The organism is Brevibacterium sp. LAARM3_SD1, from assembly GCF_057364765.1.
The window spans coordinates 119138-140197 of sequence record NZ_JBNFOL010000001.1; the positions used below are offsets into that span (position 1 = coordinate 119138).

The 21060-nt window shown below is 65.7% G+C and carries 15 protein-coding genes; 6 read left to right on the forward strand and 9 right to left on the reverse strand.

Annotated elements, in window-relative coordinates; translation table 11 throughout:
* Nucleotides 1-17: 17 nt before the first annotated feature.
* Nucleotides 18-3392: a hypothetical protein gene (locus AC2W7L_RS00545; protein ID WP_486002795.1), complete on the reverse strand. Its 3375-nt coding sequence runs from the start codon at nt 3390-3392 to the stop codon at nt 18-20.
* A 173-nt stretch (nt 3393-3565) separates the two neighbouring features.
* Here AC2W7L_RS00545 and AC2W7L_RS00550 point away from each other — a divergent pair, with 173 nt between their 5' ends.
* Nucleotides 3566-4480 carry a hypothetical protein gene (locus tag AC2W7L_RS00550; protein WP_486002796.1) on the forward strand — a complete coding sequence of 305 codons (915 nt, stop codon included), beginning with the start codon at nt 3566-3568 and terminating at the stop codon, nt 4478-4480.
* 101 nt (nt 4481-4581) lie between these two features.
* On the opposite strand, the gene AC2W7L_RS00555 is transcribed toward AC2W7L_RS00550, so the two are convergent.
* Nucleotides 4582-5991, reverse strand: coding sequence for an APC family permease (locus tag AC2W7L_RS00555; RefSeq protein WP_486002797.1), 1410 nt, complete (start codon nt 5989-5991; stop codon nt 4582-4584).
* 281 nt (nt 5992-6272) lie between these two features.
* The gene (locus AC2W7L_RS00560) at nt 6273-7199 is read right to left on the reverse strand and encodes a LysR family transcriptional regulator (protein WP_486002798.1); all 927 of its coding nucleotides are present in this window, start codon (nt 7197-7199) and stop codon (nt 6273-6275) included.
* Between the two features lie 155 nt (nt 7200-7354).
* Here AC2W7L_RS00560 and AC2W7L_RS00565 point away from each other — a divergent pair, with 155 nt between their 5' ends.
* The 3 genes from AC2W7L_RS00565 to AC2W7L_RS00575 are packed head-to-tail and all read left to right on the forward strand — an operon-like array spanning nt 7355 to nt 9929.
* Nucleotides 7355-7549, forward strand: a complete 195-nt coding sequence (locus AC2W7L_RS00565; protein ID WP_486002799.1) for a hypothetical protein — start codon at nt 7355-7357, stop codon at nt 7547-7549.
* Between the two features lie 56 nt (nt 7550-7605).
* A complete protein-coding gene (locus AC2W7L_RS00570; RefSeq protein ID WP_486002868.1) occupies nt 7606-8706 on the forward strand; it encodes an aromatic ring-hydroxylating dioxygenase subunit alpha in 1101 nt (366 codons plus the stop codon).
* Nucleotides 8703-9929 (forward strand): FAD-binding oxidoreductase, encoded by a 1227-nt coding sequence (locus tag AC2W7L_RS00575; RefSeq protein WP_486002800.1) that lies wholly within the window; start codon nt 8703-8705, stop codon nt 9927-9929. The genes AC2W7L_RS00570 and AC2W7L_RS00575 overlap by 4 nt, the downstream gene beginning before the upstream one ends.
* A gap of 24 nt (nt 9930-9953) precedes the next feature.
* Here AC2W7L_RS00575 and AC2W7L_RS00580 read toward each other — a convergent pair whose 3' ends face one another.
* Nucleotides 9954-10628 carry a TetR/AcrR family transcriptional regulator gene (locus AC2W7L_RS00580; RefSeq protein WP_486002801.1) on the reverse strand — a complete coding sequence of 225 codons (675 nt, stop codon included), beginning with the start codon at nt 10626-10628 and terminating at the stop codon, nt 9954-9956.
* A gap of 45 nt (nt 10629-10673) precedes the next feature.
* On the opposite strand from AC2W7L_RS00580, the gene AC2W7L_RS00585 reads away from it, so the two are divergent.
* Nucleotides 10674-11642, forward strand: coding sequence for a quinone oxidoreductase family protein (locus tag AC2W7L_RS00585; RefSeq protein WP_486002802.1), 969 nt, complete (start codon nt 10674-10676; stop codon nt 11640-11642).
* Between the two features lie 37 nt (nt 11643-11679).
* Here the strand turns inward: AC2W7L_RS00585 and AC2W7L_RS00590 are convergent, their stop codons facing one another.
* Nucleotides 11680-12696, reverse strand: coding sequence for a proline racemase family protein (locus tag AC2W7L_RS00590; RefSeq protein ID WP_486002803.1), 1017 nt, complete (start codon nt 12694-12696; stop codon nt 11680-11682).
* Nucleotides 12693-14813, reverse strand: a complete 2121-nt coding sequence (locus AC2W7L_RS00595; protein ID WP_486002804.1) for an oxidoreductase — start codon at nt 14811-14813, stop codon at nt 12693-12695. Before AC2W7L_RS00595 ends, AC2W7L_RS00590 begins: the two co-directional genes overlap by 4 nt.
* Nucleotides 14814-15029: 216 nt before the next feature.
* Between AC2W7L_RS00595 and AC2W7L_RS00600 the strand changes: the two genes are divergently transcribed.
* A complete protein-coding gene (locus AC2W7L_RS00600) occupies nt 15030-15734 on the forward strand; it encodes a GntR family transcriptional regulator (protein ID WP_486002805.1) in 705 nt (234 codons plus the stop codon).
* A 127-nt stretch (nt 15735-15861) separates the two neighbouring features.
* On the opposite strand, the gene AC2W7L_RS00605 is transcribed toward AC2W7L_RS00600, so the two are convergent.
* From AC2W7L_RS00605 to AC2W7L_RS00615, 3 genes are all read right to left on the reverse strand, one after another.
* Nucleotides 15862-17400: an MFS transporter gene (locus AC2W7L_RS00605; RefSeq protein WP_486002806.1), complete on the reverse strand. Its 1539-nt coding sequence runs from the start codon at nt 17398-17400 to the stop codon at nt 15862-15864.
* A 310-nt stretch (nt 17401-17710) separates the two neighbouring features.
* A complete protein-coding gene (locus AC2W7L_RS00610; protein ID WP_486002807.1) occupies nt 17711-19240 on the reverse strand; it encodes an RNA polymerase sigma factor in 1530 nt (509 codons plus the stop codon).
* A gap of 188 nt (nt 19241-19428) precedes the next feature.
* Nucleotides 19429-20991 carry an aminotransferase class I/II-fold pyridoxal phosphate-dependent enzyme gene (locus tag AC2W7L_RS00615; protein WP_486002808.1) on the reverse strand — a complete coding sequence of 521 codons (1563 nt, stop codon included), beginning with the start codon at nt 20989-20991 and terminating at the stop codon, nt 19429-19431.
* Nucleotides 20992-21060 lie beyond the last annotated feature (69 nt).

Below are 21060 nucleotides of genomic sequence, written 5' to 3' on the forward strand. Positions count from 1 at the left end.
GGGCCACGCCGCGTCGGTCACCAGTCCCAGGGATTGTCGCTGACAGTGATGACGATCTTGCCGTCGACAATCTCGGCGGTGCCGTTGAGGTCGAAGGACACGGTGTCATCGAAGGGTTCGGACTCGTCGAACATGTCGTAGGTGCCGGTCACGAGGGCCTCACCGGACGTGTTCGAGGAGATCAGCCACGCCGGACCGCCGTTCGGACCGGTCGCGTCCTCCGGGTTCGAGTACTGGTCGGCACCCAAGGAGTCATCGGCGACGGTCACCGTCGGATACGACGAGATCGACCAGGTAAGTCCGGTGGCGTCATAGCTTTCGGCCAGTGAGGATCCGAACGGGCACCCGTCGGGCTGGGCGACGGACTTCTTCGCGCAGCTGTCGATGAGGGTCTTGACCTGTTTGTCGACCTCGGTGCGGAACGCGTCCGAGGGGTGGGCTGAGAGCACCGGCGTCTCCTCGCCCTCCATGTTCGCGTCATCGCCGAGGAACGCCCGCACCTCGACCGCGTCGGCGGTGATGAGATCGGACTTCTCGGCCAGGTCGATCGTGTAGAGACCGGGGAAGGCCGGCAGGGACAGGGTCGACCCGTCGCTGTCGACGTCGATTCCGTTGACCTTGACCTTCTTGAGGCCGGGAGTGTCGACGGTGAGAGTGAGCAGGTCCGGGCTCTTGAGCGCCCAGTCGTCGAAGAACAGCGCCTTCTTCCCCGCTTTGTACGGGGTCAGGGTGCTGTTGCCCTTGGAACCGCCGACATCGTAGGTGACTGCGACCGTCGCCGTGTCTCCTGAGATCTCGGCGTCTTCGACGGTGACATCGTCGGGCAGTGCCTTCGAGCCGCCGAGGACGTCGTTGGTCAGCAGGGTGCGTGACTCCTGCGGAACGTCGACGTCAGCGACCTTGAGTGCACCTTCGGCGTCACCGTCGGAGAGCTCCGAGAAGTACTTCTCCACCGTCGCCTCGGGGCCGAACATGTGCCCGTTGAGCTGGGTGACGACGATGATCGCGGCCACGAGGAGGAGGGCGGCACCGCCGGCGACGACTGAGACGAGCTTCGCCTTCTTCTTGTCGAAGGGTTGGGCCGGACCCGCGTACGGCTGCGCGGCGTACATTCCCTGCGGAGCCGAGTACGACTGCTGGCCGGCCGAACCCTGCGGCCAGGCATAAGCCTGCTGGTCGGACGGAGTCGGAGGCGGCGGTGGACCCTGCTGCGGGCCTTGCTGCGGAGCGCCCGGGGCGGAGAACTGCTGGGGGCCCTGTTGCAGTCCCTGCTGCGGAGCGCCCGGATGACTGCCAGGTTGGCTTCCCGGATGGGCCTGCGGCTGACCCTGCCCCTGACCCTGCGAGCCGAACGCGTCCGACGATGCCGGCTGGCCCTGATAACCGGCGGGCCCTTGCGGTCCGACTTCGCCAGGTCCGGGAGCGATCGGCGGCGGTGTCGGAGCTGCAGCCCGAGCCAGATCGGGATGGACGAACGCGAACTGCGGTTCGCTCATTCCCAGATACGGTCCCCAGTGCGGGTGCACCGTCCGCCCGGCGGCGATCCGTGCCACCGCGGGGAAGGTGAGGGCGAGACGTGGGCCGAGCGTGCGCGAGAGCACCTCGATGACCCCACCCCAGAGGGCGAAGATGAGGAAGGTCCAGGCCAACGTGCCGATCCCCGCACGAGCCGCACCGGAACCGCCGAAGAACATGGCCGCCTCGGCGGATCCGGACATCGACATGTTCGCGGGAATGGCCAGCAGCGACAGCAGGCCCCAGACGAGGCAGAACGCCACCGGCAGCTTCCACGCACTCGACCACTGCTGCTTGTCCTGCTCGATCACGGTCCAGGCCGGTCGACGCGTGACGGTGGCGACGACCGTGGCGATCAGCACGGTGACCGCAACGACGAGCAGTCCCAGCCACAGCAGGCCGGGAGCCTCGCGGCTGAACAGGGTGAGGCTTTCGGAGAAGGTGTCCGAGTAGAAGCCCAAGTCGCCCTGGGCGGTGGCGCTGATTCCGCCGAGGTGGGTCAGCGAGGTGAGGATGAGGCCCATGTTGACGAACGTCAGCGGGACCAGCTGGCCCGGCATCTCGACGGACAGCGGCAGGACGAAGAGCGCGACGATCGAGAACACGGCCACGGTGAGGGCCAGGTGGATCCAGGTCACCAGCAGAGGTGGGACGGCCCAGCGCAGGAATGGTGCACCGATCGCCTCGGTGCCCTTGAAATGCCCGGCGACCCGGCCGGCGATGCTCGTGATGAGGATGACGAGCAGCGGCAGGAAGAACGATCGGGCGGTGACCGCGGAGAAGGAGAAGGTGAACGATCCTTCCTCTTCGAGGGCGGAGGCGCGGGCGGCGAAGATGACCTGGAGGAGGAAGAGCACGAGCGTCATCGCCAGAGTCGCGACCCCGATGCGGATCCACGTGGACACCCGATTGGGCGCGGGGGATCGGCGTTCGCTGATCTTCGTCATCCACCACAGCAGACCCACAATGACGATGGTGACCACCAGAGGTGCTCCGGTGGTGAAGATGCTCAGCTGGGCATTGAAGCTGTCAGGGGCGTTGATGTCCAGGCGCAGCGCCGCCGAACCGAACAGCGACAGCGCCATGAGGGTGAACGGCAGGGCGTAGTTGAGACTGTCGAGGTTGAGTCCGGTCTCCCCCGTCACGGAGTCGAACTCCGACATCGACGTGAGGATGGCAGTGAGGATGATGGAGACGATGATGCCGCCGAGGAGGGCGATCCCCGGTGGGATCAGCGCGGCTTTCCACGTGGATCCCTTCCCCAGCGCCGAGGCGAACTTCGACTTCGGTGCGTTCGCAGGGTAACCCGGTGGCGCAGGGTAGGGCATCGGACCGGATTGGCCGGTCGGGTCGGGGCCCTGCTGATGAGGGGCTTGCTGGTAGGGGCCGGAGCCCTGTGGGTAGAGCCCCTGTTGGTAAGCGTCCTGTTGGTAAGGGCGCGAGCCTTGCGGGTACGCGCCCTGCTGGTAGGCATTCTGCTGGTCGGGGCTCTGCTGGTAGGGATCGGGTTGGTTGGTGCCGGGCCCTTGAGCGTACGGGTCGGCTGTCTGTCCGGCGGTGGGTGATCCGTCTTCGGGCGGTGCCCAGCGAGCGGTCTCCTCGGTGGAATCGGAATTGTCGGCCGCTGCTGAATCTGCAGAACCGATCGTTTCCGAGCTCTCGGCATCGGAGGCAGGATCGGAAGTGGAGTCGGATCCGACAGAATCCATCACTTCGGTCGCGTCATCATCCTGAGCCTGGGGAGAGTCCGGGGCCTCGGTACCCGCCTCATCAGATGATTCGGGACTCTCCTGGTCCTCAGCAGCCTGGTCTTCGGCGGTCTGATCCTTCGGATCCTCGGCGGCGGTCGGTGTCGTCTCGTCGGATTCGTCGTGCATACCCAGTCCTCAAGTGCAGTTGCCCGACAGCTGCGCAATGTAGTTCAAATCGAAACAATCAACTGAGCAGATCAAGCATGTGTAGTTCACAACTTATATTAGGCTGTTAATGCAAGAGAAGTTCTATATTGGGACTTTTTCTGAAATACGGCGTAATCGATCTGGAGTTACGGATGAGTACGAACCCTCCCGGGCGCGGGGATGAGAACGAATGGGACGTCAACGACCGGTCGGGAAGCCAATGGTCCTCGCAGCCCGGATCCCAGCCGGGACCCCCGCCGAGCCCGCAGTCAGGACCCCAGTCGGGCAACGGTTGGAGCACTCCGCCGCCTCCTCCACAGTCACCTCAGCCGCAGCGCCCCTATATCCAGACCCCGCACTCGCAGAGCGGCCCGCCTCACGGCGCCGGCCAGCCTCCTCACCAGCAACCGCCCCCGCCGCCACCTGGCTATGGTCCGGGACCGTATCAGCGGGCCGGACAGCCCGCGCAGAAGAAGCGCGGAGGACTCATCGCTCTTCTCGTCATCGTCGGCATCGTCCTCGCCGGTGGCATCGGATGGGGCGCGGCGACCTTCTTCTCGAAGGACTCCGATGATCCCGACACCGTCGCCTCCACGACTGAGCCGACGAACTCCGCCAGCGACGACGGTTCGTCCGCGGCCGGCCAGCCACCCGAACCCACCGAGACCGAATCGGCGCTGCCCGACGACCCGAAGAAGGCACTCGAACAGCTCGCCGACTCCGACGGGAAGACTGCGAAGAGCGAACTCAACGGCAAATGGGTGCCGCAGCTGAGCTCGAAGAAGGTCGGTCTTAAAGCCGAAGGAAAGACCTGGGACGAAGAAGCGATCCTCGAAGAATTCGAAGGACTGCGCGAAGAGTTCCCCCGCGTGAAGCTCATCTGGTCCGGCGACTTCGGCAGCTTCAAGGAAGACAATTTCTGGGTCACCGTCGTCGGCATCGGATACGACGACCCCGAAGACGCCCTGTCCTGGTGCTCATCGCACGGACTCGGCCCCGACAGCTGCTATGCCAAACAGCTCAACACCTCCGGCGGCCACGACGGAACGACCCGCCTGCAGGACTGACGCCCCCCTCGCCGAGGCGGCCCAGTCCCACCCTCACCCGGTTGGCTGAAAGATGGGCCACCGAGGCGGCCCGACCGTGAACCTGCCAGGGCACCGCGGTCTCACACTCGGATCTTGCGCCGGTTGTTCACCGCGAACACCACAATGCCGATGACGAGCCAGATCGCCCCGATGGCCAGGGCCAGGGGGTTCGCGCTGACGAGCACGGCGATGAGCAGCCCTGCGCCGATGACCGGGATGACTCCGTGGTTGAACCAGTTCGGAGCCTCACTGCCCTGCTTCTTTACGAGGAAGTATCCGACCACCGAGGCCTGGAGGAACACGAACGCCGTCAGTGCCCCGACATTGACGATCGAGGTCAGTTGGTCGAGACCATCGGCACGGGTCGCCGCCCACCCGGCCACAATGACATTTCCACCGGCGGCCACGAGGATCCCCTTCCATGGCACACCGGTCTTCGGGGCCACCTCGGCGAGGAATTTCGGCACCTGACGGGACCGTCCCATGTCCATGAGGATGCGCGAGCCGGCGGCCTGACCGATCATCGCGGAGAACGCCGCGCCCACGGCCTTGGCCAGGGCGAGCAGCCAGTGCAGCCACGGGCCGAGAGTCGAGTCGACGGCACTGTAGTAGGCGGCCCCCTCGAGCGCGGGGTCGGCCTGCAGGTCCGCCGGAGTCAACGGTGAGAGCAGACTGCCCACCCAGGTCTGCGCGACGAAGAAGACACCGGCCAGGACGAGGCAGATGAGCGTGGCCCGGCCGACGATCCGCGGCCCGCCCTTGGCCTCCTCGGAGAACGTCGCGAGCGAATCGAAGCCGAGATACGACAGGACCGCAACGGACACGGCCGCGAGCACTGCGGTCACGGAGAACGCATCGACACCGGTCAGCGGGGTCAGCCATCCCCGCGTCGGTCCATTCTGGACGAGGTAGGCGATGCCGAGGATGAGAACCAGGCCGAGGACGGCCACCTCGGCGAGGACGACTCCGGTGATCACACGAGAGGCGATCTTCACTCCGGCGAGGTTGAGGCCGGTGGTGAGGACGACGGCGACGGCCACGAACACCCAGACGGGCAGGGCCGGGAAGATCGAGTTGAGGGCGATCCCGGTGAACAGATAGGCGACGGAGGGAATGAAGAGATAGTCGAGGAGGATCATCCACCCCGCGACGAAGCCGGCCGGTTTCCCGATGCCCGCCGAGGCGTAGGCGAAGACCGTGCCCGCCCGGGGAACCTCCCGTGACATGCGCATATAGCTGACCGCGGTGAAGGCCATGACGATCGTCGCGACGATATAGACCAGCGCCACCGCGCCGCCCGACCGGGCGTCGAGCGTGCCGAACACACCGACGGCGGCCGCGGGACCGATGAAGACGAGACCGAAGAAGACGAGTTCGCTCAGACCGATCGTCCGCCGCAGGCTTCCCCCGCTCGCCGAGGCGGCCGTGCCCTCGGGTGATGATGGATCGGATCCGGTTCCGGATCGGTCGTCGGCAGTCGTGTCGTCCATCGTGATGCCGTCCTTTCGACGCGAAGCCCGATCTGCTGGGTTCATTGACCGGTGTGCGATCGGTGAGTGTGCGCTTCAACTTTACGCGCAGGTCATGGTGTGGTCTCCGGTCCCCGATAGGATCGGGTGAGACAGAGAAGCGACGGATGACGCATCACCCGCACACGACATCACCGGATTCGTCGTCGCCGGCGTATCCGTTCTGGTGCTGATCGCCGGGATCGTGCTGACCACCGTTGTCGCCAGAAAGCGACGCAGAATGCGACCGCAGGTCTGGATGGTCATGCCCCCTGGCGGGCCGCAGTTTCAGCAGACTCCCGGAGGACCTCCAACGCCGAGGCGATGATCGGCTGAGTGCCCGAGCCGCGGCGGATGCCCGAGAGGATCTTCCGCGACGGCACCGGATCCCCGCGCAGCGGCACGCGCACCACATCGAAGCCGTCCGGCAGGCGTGCCAGTCGAGGGATGAGTGCGACCCCGAGTCCCGCCGAGACCAACGATGCCCCCGTCTCCCACTCGCGTGACTGGTGGGCCTGTTCCGGTTGGAAGCCGGCTGCCGCACATGCCGTGCGCACCAAGCGGTGATACGGCGAACCCGCCCGATCGAGGATCCAGGACTCCTCGGCGGCTTCGCTCAGCGCCACCGCTGATTTCTCTGCCAGAGGGTGTCCCACGGGGACCAGCAGATCGAGGCGATCGCTGAACAGCGCCGACTGCTCGAAACGGGGATCGCTGCGCGGCGGCAGCGGATCGGTGGCGACGACCACGGCGACATCGGCGTGCTCGGAGACGAGAAGGTCGAAGCACTCCTCGGGGTCGGCTTCGATGATCGTGACCTCGGCGCCGGGGAACCGCTCCATCACGGTCAGGGCCGTCGGTGGAAGCAGCGCGGCCGCGGCAGTGGAGAACCCGCATAGACGCAGCCGTCTGCTGCGTGTATCGAGCCCGGAGTCGAGGCCGTCGAGTTCACCGCGGATCTCCTCCCACCGGGTGAAGAGCTCCTGCGAGCGTTCGAGGAGGAGCTGACCGGCACGAGTGAGGACGAGGCCGCGTCCGCGCGGTTCGACGACACGGACACCGAGCTCCTTCGATAAGCCTTTGAGCTGGTGCGATACGGCCGAAGGAGTATATCCGAGGCGGTGTGCCGCCTCGGTGAGGGTGCCGACTTCGGCAAGGACCCGAAGGACGTGGAGACGCGGATCGATCATGCAATAGTATTGCACGTTTCGGATGAAGAAGATTTGCTTTTCTTCATCAAACCTCTGGCGGACACTGGGAGCAGGAGCACGAACTCCCGGGCCACGGCCGGCGAAGGGGCCGACACGAGACGCGGTCGAGACACGACGACGAGGTGGTGGACGAATTGACTCTGGCACCAGAGCAGAAGCGGACCGATTCCGGCATGCATGAGCCCGGTGCGACCGCCGGATCGGGCGGGCACGGCAGGACCGATATCGACCGGCTCATCGACGAACGTGTGCCCGGCTATTCGCTGGCGGCACCGTTCTACATCAGTCCGGAATTCTTCGCGCGCGATATCGAGGCGATCTTCGCCTGACGTGGATCTTCGTTGCATCAAGCGCCGAAGTACCAGAGCCCGGCGACTACCTCACGATCGACATCGGTGCCTATTCGGTCATCGTCATCCGCGATGACGACGGTGAGATCCGGGCACACCACAATGTCTGCCGCCACCGGGGTACGCGGCTGCTCAATGATCTGTCCGGTTCCGTGGGCAACATCGTCTGCGGCTACCACCAGTGGACGTACACGCCGTCGGGCGAACTCATCTCCGCCGGTGTCCAAGCTCCCGGTTTTGATCGGTCCTGCTTCTCGCTGCGCTCGGTGAACCTCCGCGTCATCGGCGGGCTGATCTTCATCTGTCTCAGCCCCACCCCACCGGACGACATCGACGAGGTGGCCGACGTCATCGAGCCCTATCTGGCCGGGCATGACATCGCCGGGACGAAGGTGGCCGCGCAGAGTGACCTCATCGAGGACTCGAACTGGAAGCTCGTCATGGAGAACAACCGCGAGTGCTACCACTGCGAAGCCGGGCACCCGGAGCTGACCTGCACGTTCTTCCCCACCTACGGCTACGATCCCAACGAGATTCCCAAGCGTCTGCAGCCGGCCTACCAGCGCTACCTCGACGCGGAGGACCAGTTGCACGCCAACTGCGACCGCAACGGCCTGCCCTATGCACTCGTCGAGGAACTGACCGGACGACCCACCGGGTTCCGGATCGAACGGGCCGCGCTCGACGGGAAGGGTGAGTCGTACACGATGGACGGATCGGCCGCCTCGGCGAAATTGTTGGGAGACCTCGACACCTTCGTTCTGGGGCGGGCGTCGCTGCATGTGCAGCCGAACATGTGGTTCCACGCGATGGGCGACCATGTGGTGACCTTCAGCCTGTTGCCGTTGGCCGAGGACAAGACGCTGGTGCGCACGACCTGGCTCGTCCATGCCGATGCGGAGGAGGGCGTCGACTACGACCTCGACAACCTCACCACGGTGTGGATCAAGACGAACGAGCAGGACGCGACCTTCTGCGAGCGTGGGCACCTGGGAATCTCGTCGCCGGCGTACGTGCCGGGCCCCTATGCCCCCACCGAATCGCAGGTCGATGACTTCGTCACCTGGTACATCGAACGGCTCAAGGCTCACCGGGAGCAGCGGACTGTGCAGTTGGAAGGAGTTGAGAGGCGATGAGGTACCGCCATTCGACATTCGCCCAGGCTGCATCCGCGCCCGTGGGCAAGGCGACATTCCGGGTGCCCACTCGGGACGGGCGACCCGCACTCGCGGCCGCCGCCCCTCTGGTCGTCGAAACGGTAGCCGAGCCCGCGCTTGCTGAACTTCAGCTCGACCCGGAGCTGCTCACCGGTCCCGTCGAGGTCACCGGCATCACCCAGGTGACCCACGACGTGAAGACCTTCGAGCTGCGGGCGGGATGGATGACCGCCGTCGACTTCGCGCCGGGTCAGTACGTGACGATGCGCATCCCCGAGCTCGGACTCGAGCGCTGCTATTCGATCTCCTCGGCGCCCTTCGGCACGAACATCTTCACCATTACGGTCAAGCGCGTGCCCGGGGGAGCGGTGTCGAATCATCTGCACGATACCGTTCAGGTCGGCGATCGGCTGCACGCGGACGGGCCCTACGGACTGTTCAGCACGAGCTTCCACCAGGCCGAACGACACCTCTTCCTCTCCGCCGGCTCCGGAATCACCCCGATCATGTCGATGGTGCGCAGTCTGCTGGCCAGGCAGGGAGGGTTCGGCACCGACATCGTCTTCGTCCACAGCGCCTCGACGCCGCTCGACATCATCTTCCGCGCCGAACTCGAACAGCTCGCCGAGGTCGCCGGAGTCAGCGTCACCATCCTGTGCTCGAGGGACTCCGAGGTGGAGACCTGGGCCGGTCGGCGGGGTCGGATTGATGCGTCCACCCTCGCCGAGGTGGTCCCTGACGCGGCCGACCGTGAAGCCTTCGTGTGCGGGCCGGGTCCGTATATGGAGGCCGTGCGGCCCCTGCTCGCCGAGGCGGGGGTGCCCTCGGCGCGGATGCATGAGGAGTCGTTCGTCTTCGCCACTTCACCTGCTGATCGTTTGGCCAAGGCCGGTGCGAGAGCCAAAGCTGCCGGAGTCGGCGTCGTCGGCGGCACTGGAATGAGTCACCTCGTCGAGTTCGCTGTCTCCGGGCGCGTGGTCGACTGCGATGAGTCCACGACCGTCCTCGATTCTGCTCTGGACGCCGGACTGTCCGTGCCCTCATCCTGCTCGGAAGGCGCGTGCGGAACCTGCAAGTCCGTGCTCGTCAGCGGCGAAGTCGAGATGAAGCACGCCGGAGGCATCCGGCCGAAGGAGATCGCCGCGGGCAAGTTCCTGCCCTGCTGCTCGACCCCGCTGACCGACCTCGTCGTCGAGAGGTGAGGTGCCGGCGTCGAATGTTCGGCCCTACCGGGTCGCGATGGCGGTGACGATCGACTGGACCTCCGGGATGAGCTCCTCGAGTGCCCGCCCCTGCCTGCTCAGCCATTGATCGAGCTGCGCTGCCGAAATGACTGCCATGACCGCCTCGGCGCGGGTCCGGATCGGATCGGATCGGTTCGCGTCCGAGTGCTCGGGTGCTCCGGTCGTCCATATCTCGGCGATGAGGATCTCCACGTGGCGGCGCCAGAACGGATAGCCCTGTCGGTCGAATCGGCCCTTCGGTGAGCTGCTCTCCGTGAGGAGGACGAGGTCGAGGTTTCGGGCTATGTGGCGCAGGTAGGCATCGACGAAGGCGCTGAGGCGCTCGCCCCCCGGGGCACCTGGGCCCAAAGGCGGCGGACCCTGGAGCATCCGGGCGTGCATGCCCCGGACCCGGTCGTCGAGCAGAGCCGAGGCGATGCCGGGCTTGTCGGTGAAGTTGCGATAGAGGGTGCCCTTGCCGACTCCTGCCCGACGGGCCAGCTCATCCATGGTCAGCCCATCCACTCCCTTGTCGGTCAGGAGCTCGGTCGCGGCATCGAGGATCTTCCTCCGATTGCGCTGTGCATCGGCGCGCAAAGGAGCCTGCGACGGGACCAGGAGGAGATTCTTCTCGTTCCCTCTTCCATAAGCGGACTGCGGTCCGTTAATGTCGTCCATATACGGACTATAGTCCGGATCGGATTCGACTTCGAGGAGACAGCAATGACATCGATCATCGTCAACGAACACGGGGGACCCGAGAAGTACGTGGTCACCGACGACGCCGCGGCAACACCCTCGATGCCGGCCGATGGTCAGCTGCAGGTGCGCCTGAGCCTGGCCGGCGTGAATTTCCTCGACGTCGTCCAGCGTCGAGGCGCACTGCCGACTCCCTTCTCTCCCGGTGTCGAAGGAGTCGGCACGGTCACCGCCGTGGGACCCGGGGTTGACGGCTTCTCCATCGGCGATCGCGTCGGCTGGATGACCGGAGGACAGGGCAGCTTCTCATCCACTGCCCTCGTCAGGGCGGACAAGGCCGTGCCGCTGCCGGACGACATCGACGACGCGACCGCAGCTGCGGCACTCATGCAGGGCATCACCGCTCACTACCTGAGCACGGACACCTACCCGGTCTCTGCCGGTGACGTCGTGGTCATCCACGGTGCCGCAGGAGGGCTCGGGCAGATGCTCACTCAGATCGCAGCGGCCAAGGGCGCCACCGTGATCGGAACGACCTCGACCGAAGAGAAAGCCGCGATCGCCCGAACCAATGGTGCTGCCCACGTCTTCGGCTACGACGATTTCGTCGAGGGAGTCCTCGACGTCACAGATGGTCAGGGAGCAGCGGTGATCTATGACGGGGTCGGGGCGACCACCTTCGACGACGACCTCAAGGCGGTGGGCACCCGTGGCACGATCGTCGTGGTCGGCAATGCGAGTGGGCCGGTCCCGCCGGTCGACGTCAACACACTCAACACCTCAGGATCGCTGTTCCTCACTCGGCCGACGGTGGCAGACCATGTCCGGACTCCGGCGGAGCTGCGTGCCCATACGGATGAGATCTTCGAATGGATCCGCAGCGGAGACCTCACCGTCCATATCGGAGACCGGTTCCCCCTCACCGAGGTGGCCGCCGCCTTCACGGCGCTCGAGTCCCGGGCGACGACCGGAAAGATCATCCTCGAACACTGATCTCCTCCTCAAGTACTGATCGAGGAGGGACCGGAACTCACCGCAGCGCGAACCCGGGCACGAGATCATCGAGCGAGTCGACCTCGAACGTCGAGGTGGCCACCCGGTGGGCGCTCCCGTTGATGACCGGGACGACGCCGTCGGCGGTCTCTTCGAGAACTCGCGCCCGGAATCGCGTGCCGACGATCGACTCATGGACCAGGCTCTGCCCAGATGCGAGTTCACCGGCGGCGTGGAGAGCGGCGACTCGAGCCGACGTGCCCGATCCGCACGGTGAGCGGTCGACCTGACCGTCGGCGAAGATCGTGACATTGCGCTGATGCAGTTCGCCAGTGGGCAGAGTGCCGAACCGGTCGACGAAGATCGTGCCGTACACCCCGGAGAGACGCTCATCCTCGGGGTGGACCGTGTCCCGGTGATCGGCGAGACCTGCCTTGACCTCCCTGCCCAGGGCGATAAGGGCGGTGAGATTCTCGGGCACGACCTCCAGGCTGGGTGCGCCGAGGCGAGTCGCGTCGACGAGTGCATAGAACGCCCCGCCCCACGCGAGGTCGACCGAGACCTGCCCGCGGCTGGTGGACACCGTGATCCCTGACGCGACAAGTCGACTGGGCACATTGACGAAATCCACCGAGGTGGCCCGCCCCTCGGCATCGGTGTGCACCTGCGCGCGCACCCGCCCCGAGGGAACGTCGATCGTCACTTCGGTGATCCCGGACGGGTCGACGGCGACGATCCCGGCTGACACTGCCCACGCCCCGAGCGCCATCGTCCCGTGACCGCAGGCCGTGGAGAAGCCGTCCTTGTGCCAGAACAGCACCCCGAAGTCAGCCTCATCGTCATCGGGTTCTGTGATGAAACCGCCGTACATGTCCGCATGACCTCGCGGTTCGAAGCACAGCAGCCTGCGCAGATCATCGGCCGCCGAACCGGGTACGGCCAGTTCCCGACGCTGCGCCACACTGCGACCGGGGATCTCGACCGGAGGGCCGGCGACGATCCGGAACGGTTCGCCTGCGGTATGGAAGTCGACACTGGCGCAGATCGTGCTCACAGGCCCATTCCCACTCGCAGCCCTTCCAGCACCGCCGCGTGCACATTGCGGGAGGCGACGGCATCACCGATCCGGTACAGCGCGAACCTCGGCCCCGCCTCGGTGCCGGTGGATGTGGAGACCGAATCGGGTTCCGGCTGCGGCCGACCTCGAACCCAGGCGTCGAGATCCGTGGTCCCGTGGTTCGATGACCGCGGCTTGAGCTCGACATAGATCTCGTCATTGGAGGTCGTCCCGAAATCGACGACCACCGCATCGGTGACGACCTCCGTCTCCCGATCCGAATAGTCGTTGCGCAGCATCGCCACGATCTCCTTCCCCTCGATCCGCGGCTTCTTCGCCAGGCGCTCGCCGAGGCGGACCTCGACTCCGAATTCGGAGAACACCTGGAGGTAGGCGGGGGAGTTCATCGACCCCACGTCGATGCCGATCGTGCGTTCGGGGCTGACGTAAGTGACCTGCTGGCCGCTCCGCGCCAATCGTTCGACGGCGTCGAGGGCCGGGTAGAACCCATGGTCGTCGAAGACGAGCACCCGCTGCTTCGACTTGAGCCGGTCGTCCATGACATCCCAGACGTCGAAGCTCGGCCCCTGCTCCCGGAAGGGATACCCGGCATCGGGGACCCCTCCGGTGGCGACGATGACGACGTCGGGGTCGAGCGCGAGGATATCGTCCGCCTCGGCGAAGGTGTTCAGTCGCAGATCGACACCGTGCTTCTTACACTGCTGGACACGCCAGTCGATGATGCCGATGAGATCGCGGCGGCGCTGCGAGCGAGCAGCGATGCGGACCTGCCCGCCGGGGGCGTCCTCGGCTTCGAGCAGGGTCACCCGGTGTCCACGGACGGCCGCGACCCGGGCGGCTTCGAGCCCGCCGGGACCGGCGCCGATGATGACGACATGTTTGGGCCCGGTGGTGACGTCGTGGGGAACCTCCTGCGGCAGATCGGCCTCCCGTCCGGTGGCGGGATTGTGGATGCAGGTGGCCGAACCGGAGGTGTAGATCGAGTCGAGGCACATGTTGGCGCCGACGCAGGGGCGGATATCGTCCTCGCGCCCTTCGGCCACCTTGCGCGCCAGGTGCGGGTCGGCCAGCTGCGCCCGGGTCATCCCGACGAGGTCGAGGCACCCATCGGCTATCGCGAACCGGGCGGTCGCGGCATCGGAGATGCGCGCGGCGTGGAGTACGGGGATGTCGATGGCTTCGCGGATGCGACGGCAGGTCTCGAGCCAGGGCGCCGAGGGGGTGCCCATGCCGGGGATCGCCTCGGCGAGCTGGCGGTCCGAGTTGATCATTCCGACATTGAGGTTGAGGAAATCGATGCCGTGGTCGGTGTAGGTCCGGAGGATCTCGGTGGCCCTCGATTCGTTCATGCCGTCGGTGCGGCGCTCGTCGACGGCCATGCGGATGCCGAGGACGAAGTCTTCTGGAACTGACGAGCGCACGGCGTCGATGATGCGCGTCGGGAACTTGATGAGATTCTCCAGCTCGCCGGAGAACTCGTCGTCGCGGTCATTGAGCCACGGGGCGAGGAAGGAGTCGAGCAGGTGGCCGGCGTGCATGACCTCGAGCCCGTCGAATCCGGCGGCGGCCACGCGTTCGGCAGCGGCCGCGAAGTCCGCGACGATGCGATCCATATCGAAATCCTCGAGCGCCTTGGTGAAGGACCGGTGCGCTGCCTCCCGCGTCCGAGAGGCCGAGACCAGCGGCAGCCAGTCGCCGGCGAAGTTCGACGACCGGTGGCCCAAATGGGTCGCCTGGATCATGATGGCCGCGCCCTCGTCGTGGCAGTCTCCAGCGATCGCGGACAGCCACGGAACCACCTCGTCGGTGGACAGGTCGATATTGCCGAACGCGGCGGGGGAGTCCTTCGACACGATGGCCGAACCGCCGATCATCGTCAGACCGACACCGCCGCGGGCCTTCTCCCGCTGATAGAGCCGGTAGCGGTCCTTCGGCATGCCGAGCTCGGTGTACGCGGGCTCGTGCGAGGTCGAGACGATGCGGTTGCGCAGCGTGAGTCTGCCGAGCTCGAATGGTTGGAGCAGCGGATCGGCAGACGCGTCCATCGCAGACGTGGTCGGTGCCGGTGCGCCGGTTGCGGGTTCGACGGTCATGGGTTCCTCCTTCATTGCAGGAACGTCACTGTGGGTACGACTCCGCGGGGGAGTCCGGGTAGGTAATCGATTACCGACTACATGCCTCAATGGTGCGATCTCGCGGTTATGCTGTCAATAGTCGGCGAGCAGATCGTCGCCGAAGAAGGGCACCGGAGACGGTGTGCAGCTTCTGGCTGCCGACCACGATTCGAAGGGGAGTGTGAGATGGAGCGAGTGAGAGCGCAGTCCGAATCGCTGCGCGAGCAGGCATTGGGCATCATCCGCGACGCCATCACCGCTGGTGAGCTCGCCGAGGATCGCATCTATTCGGCCGCTGGCCTGGCCAAGCAGCTCGGTATGTCACTCAGCCCCGTCCGTGAGGCGATGATGGCGCTCGTGACCGAGGGGACCGTCGAAGCCGTGCCCAATCGCGGCTTCCGTCTGGTCACCATCACCGAGGCGGACCTCGAGGAGATCATCGCCATCCGCGTCCTCCTCGCCGTTCCGGCCGCCCGCAGCCTGGCCGAGGCGGGCAGCGATGACATCGTCGGTCGCGACCAGGGTGAAGGCGCGGACGCGTCTAGCGGATCGACGACCAAGGCAGACGCGGTGATCCGGCTGCGCGGCCTCGCCGAGGCGACCCTGGCAGCGGCCGAGGCCGGCGAATTCGCCGAGTTCTATACGCACGACCGCAGGTTCCATGAGGCCCTGCTCGAGCACGGCCTCGGCGGGAGAGCTGCAGCGATCAGCCTGCGCCTGCGCGATCAGTCGCGCCTCTACAGGCGCGAGGATCAGATCGGGGCCATCGCGCTCGATTCCGCACGTGAGCTGCCAGCCATCGTCGACCTCATCGAGGAGGGCCGGACCGTCGAGGTCGCCGACCTCGTGACGTCGAACCTCTACTTCTTCAAGCGCGTACCGGCCGAAGCCGACGGCTGACCTCCGCCACGTTCTGGGGCGTGTCAGCACCCGCGGGTTCAAGACGAGGCTGGGCCGCCCCGTAACGGGACGGCCCAGCGTCTTATGTATTCGATCAGCGATCACTTGCTGACCAGATTGACTCTGATCAGGCGGGCGCCTTGTCGGGGTCGATGTCGACGATCGGCATGGACTCGATGTCCAGATCCGGGTTGTCCGTCTGGGTCCTGGCCAGTTCTTCGGCCTCTTCGTGGGTGTTCACAGTCGGGAACGAGCCCGGCAGCGGCTTGTGCGCCGATTCCTTCATGAGCAGCACGGCGACGAGCGCGACGACCGAGAAGAACAGGATGTAGAACGCAGGCATGTACGAGTTGTCGGTGAGATCGATGAGAGCCTGGGCGAACAGAGGCGTGGTGCCGCCGAACAGGGAGACGCCGAGGTTGAACGTCAGGCCCATCGCACCGTAGCGCGACGCGGTCGGGAACAGGGCCGGCAACGTCGAGGCCAGGCAGGCGATGTAGAACCCTGCGGGCAGAGCGACCATGAACAGAGCCACCATCACAGCCCACATCTCACCGATCTGCATGACGGCGAAGGCGGGAACGATGAGGACGATCGTCATGATCGCGGCCGCGAGGAAGACGAACTTGCGTCCCAATCTGTCGGAGAGCTTGCCGATGAGCGGCAGGCACAGCGACATGACGACGAGGACCGGGATCGTGGCCACGGCTGCCTGGACGTTCGAGACCTTGACGGTCTCCTCCAGATAGGTGGGCATGAAGCTCGTCAACGCATAGCCGACGGTCTGAGAACCCGCGACGACGGCGATGCCGATGAGGATCTCTTTCCAGAAGTGGCGGATGACACCGATGAGGCCGTGGCGGGCGTACTTGTCGTCCTTGACCTTGATGTCGCGGCCGGCTTCCTCGCTCGATTCGAAGCTCGGGGTCTCCGGGATCTTCAGACGGAACCAGATGGCGACGATGCCAAGCGGAATGGCGAGGAGGAACGGGATCCTCCAGCCGCCGTCGAGCATCGCGTTCTCGCCGTAGATGGACGTGGTGATCACGGTCGTGATTGCCACGGTTCCGGCACCGGCAGCGAAGCCCAGGTAGGAGCCGACATCGAGCCAAGAAGCCCAGTAGCCACGGGACTTGTCCGGAGCGAACTCGGAGACGTAGGTGGTGGCGCCGGCGTACTCGCCGCCGGTGGAGAAGCCCTGGATCATCTTGAGCAGGTAGAGGGGGATGATCACCCACAGGCCGACCTGAGCCGAGGTGGGCAGGACGCCGATGAGGGCGGTGGCGGTGGCCATCGTGGCCATAGTGAAGAACAGGACTTTCTGCCGACCGATTTTGTCACCCAGTGGTCCTAGCACCATGCCGCCGAGCGGGCGAACGAGGAAGGACACGGCGAAGCCGAATAGGGTCACGAGCAGACCCATCTGCTCGTCCATACCCGAGGTGAACACGGAGGTCATCGTCACGGCCAGGTAGCCGTAGACACCGAAGTCGAACCATTCCATGAAGTTGCCGACTGTGGTGCCGCCGATGGCGGTGCGGATCGATTTGGTTTCGACGACGATGCAGTCATCGGCCTCGAACCTCTTCTGTTTCTTTATTGCACGCCGTTCCTTGCGGGTCGGCTTCTTGTCTTTCTGCGCGGGTCTGTCGTGGGCCTCTGACATCAGTGGTTCCTCGTTTCAGCTGCTGCTGGGCAAGTTGCAGGGCCGAGTCGCCGGAAGGGTGCGAACTCTGCGCGGCAGTTGCTGTCGGATTTCGACAATGCGGAACATCCTTGCCTGGTAGTCAGGGAGTGTCAATAAAAGTTGTGACACAGTTCACGACGAATGCCCTGTGGGCAGTTGCCGTCGTTGAAATTCGTCAACCGGCCTCGAAAATACGCAATAAGGATGTGGCTTAATTCGCAGTGTCACTTGTCCAGTGGCGTTGTCGGCCGAGAGCGACGGTCACGACGCAGACGGATATTGAGCACCCCTAAGGTGCGCTGGGGGTTTCGGGCTCGGACGGGGCGCCGGGGTCGTCGCTGGGTTCCGGGTCGGACGGAGTGTCGTCGCTGGGTTCCGGGTCGGACGGACTGTCGTCGCTGGGTTCCGGGTCGGACGGAGTGTCGTCGGTGGGGTCGGGTTCGGACGGAGTGCCGGGCTCCTCCGGCGAACTCGGCTCGTCAGGAGCGGTCGGGTCATCGGAGTCGGAGGGGTTCGGCGGGGTATCGGAGGTGGTCGAGCCGGGGGAGTTCTCGGGTGATTCGGCGGATCGGTCTCCGGCCCTGCTCGTCTTGCCGGTATCCGCATCGCGGTCCTCGCCGCGCCGACTCGGTGTATCGTCTCCGTGCTCCGGGGCATCGGGCGCGGAGCTCTCGGAGGAGGCCGGGGTCGTCGACTCGTCGCCCTCGTCGGTGGTGCTGTTCTGCTCAGAGGTCGAACCGGTATCTGATTGTGTGGTGCTGTTCGTGCGAGGTCCGGGTGTCGAAGCCCCGTGCGGCAGGATCGCGAACCCGAGAAGAGTGCAGAGCAGACCGAGGCACGCGGCAATCAGAGGAATGAGCACCGGCTTGGGCAGCGTGAACTTCGCGTTCTCGTCGTGGTCGGTCGGGCCGTCGGACTCGGCCACAGGGTGGTTCGCCGAGTGCTCTGAGGCTGAGGGCGCTGCCGTCGTCGGTTGGGCCGCCGCTGCGGACGGTTCATCAATGGTCTCTGTCGAAGGCTCGCCGGTCGCCTTCGGAGCTTCGGAGGCGGGGGTGACAGCGGAGGGCACTATGGTGTCGGCGCTGGACTCACCGGAGCATGCGGCATCGGGTGGTTCGGTTGCGGCGGGGAGTTCATCGGTGTCGACCGAGCCTGCGGCTGCCGCCTCGGTGTCGAGATCCGGGTGTGGCGCCGCGACGAAAGTGTCGGAGAGGCGTTCGATGAGTATCGGCGAAGTGAGTAGGGCAGGAACGAGCTCGGCACGGTCAGCGATCGAACGCGGCCCGTCAGCGGGACGAGTCTGCGCCCAGGTGCTCTCGAGCTCCTCGTGAGCCCGAGCAGTGAGTCGCTCCGCTGTGGCTGAGGTGATGCCGAGCAATTCGGCGGCGGACTGTGCCGACTGGCCCTCGACTTCTCGCAGCCAGAGGATCCGCTGCCAATTGTCGGGCAGTGATGAGAACGAGGAGGCGATGAGGGCAAAGGAGGAGAGGTCCTCCGGTTCTGCTTCGGCGAACTCGGGCGATGACGCAACGGAACCTCTGTCGGCTCTCCGGCCGATCTCGTCACGGATGAGTGCAGCAAAGCCCGAGGTCCTGTCGGCGGTGCCGTCAAGCAGCGATTTCAGGATCGCAAGGAAAGCGGCGTCGGCCCGGGAGCGCGGGTTCGGCGTATCTGCGGCGGTCAGAGCCGCAGCGGAGGCGATGTGGCGACGATAGAGCTCTGAGAAAGCTCCGGTGGTCCCCGCGTCGATGAGGGAGAAGAGCTCCTCTTCCGTGAAATCAGCGAGAGAGTCTCCAGGGAGATGTTCGTTCTTGTCCATCATGTCCTGTGTCACTGGGAGTCGATCGGCTGCCCGCATTATGTCCGGTCGACAGCGCAGGGGAAGATCGCTCGAATGCAGGGCGGACGGGCTTGAAGTGCTGGACGTCCACATCGAGGACCGTAGCGCATTGCTCGGAATTTCGCATTCGGAGTCACCAGGTGAGTCAGGAAGAGGTCATGATGCAGTCATGAATGGAATCGTTGAGAGGTCATGACGACGCGATAGGTCTCGAGTCCGGGGTCGACAGCACCGCGGACGTGACCGGACGGGCTTGCCGCCACGGCCTGGAGGAAGTCGACGATTTCGGCGGTGATCTCCTCGCCGGGCAGGACATTGGGGATCCCGGGCGGGTACGCGGCCAGCGAGTTCACGCTCACCCGTCCGACCGCCTCGGCGGCGGTGACGAGTTCGGAATCGGCGAAGTAGGCCTCACGCGGGGTCATCGCCAGTCGCCCGGCCGTGGGCAGGGGTGGGAGGGCAACTGCCGGGCTCGTCTCCGTGGCGGAGTCTGCGGTTTCGAGGCGCAGGGTCTCCAAGGCGTCGATGAGGCGGCCGATATCCGGGGATTTTCCGATGCCGATGAGCGCGACGAGGGTGGTCGCCGTCGACATCTCGGGGAAGATGTCGAACTCCTCGGCCAGGCGCTTGCGCACCGTGTGGCCGTCGAGGCCGGTGGCGGTGATGTCGATGGGCAGGCGGAACGGGTCGATGTCGACGACGTCGGCATGGCCGAGGAATTCGCCGGACAGCAGATGATAGCGATCGGTGGCCTCGATCTGCGCACGGATGTGGCGGATGTTGTCCAGCGAATCCGTGATCGCCTCGGTCGAGGTCATGAGTGCGCGGCGGGCCAGATCGATCGAGGCCATGAGGTGTGCGTTCTCGCTCGTCGAGGCGGTCATCATGAACGCGCGTGCCAGTGCCGGTTCGAGGCGATCGGCGAATTCGGTGTCGCCGAGGTGGAGCAGCGCGGACTGAGTGAGCGAGCCCGCGAGCTTGTGCGTGCTCATGATGACGATGTCGGCGCCCTGGGTGACAGGGGAAGCCGGCAGATCCGGGTGGAAGCCGAAGTGGGCACCCCAGGCGGCGTCGATGATCAGTGCCGCACCCGCTTCGTGGGCCGCCTCGGCGAGGGCTTCGACGTCGGCGACGGCGCCGAAGTAGCTCGGGGTCACGAGGTAGACGGCGGTCACCGGTTCGGGGTGGTTGCGGATGGCCTGGCGCAGGGCGTCGGGGGTGACGCCGTGGGCGATGCCGTTGACCTCGTCGACGTTGGGGCAGACGAAGCCGGGATTGAGTCCGGCCAGCACGATGCCGTCGATGAAGCTCGAATGGGCGCTGCGCTGGGTGACCACGCCGGAGCCGAGGGTGCCGACGGCGAGTGCGGCCATGCGGTTGCCCTGCGATGAGCCGTTGGTGAGGAACCAGGTGCGGCGGGCGCCCCAGGCTTCGGCGGCCAGGCGCAGGGCCTCGTCCTTCGGGGTATCGATGCCGAGGTCGATGCCGTCGAAGAGCGGGGGGATGTCCAGGGAGAGGGTGTGCTCGCCGAAGAATTCGGCCTGAACTGCGGAGATGCCTTCGGTCGTGCCTCCGTGTCCGGGGGTGGACAGGAACAGCGAATTGCGGTCGGCCGCGTGCGCCAGGGCTTCGGCGTAGGGCGCGCGGGACTGCGTGAGGGCGGGATGCATCGGCGACCCCGAGGAGGAGTGCGGGGCCGGGGGCATGGGGGAGTCCTGGTGCACGGTCATGCGTCCAGATTAAGGAGGCGAGCAGGTAGGAGAGAATAGCAACTTTCCTCCCTTGTTCTATAGTCAGTA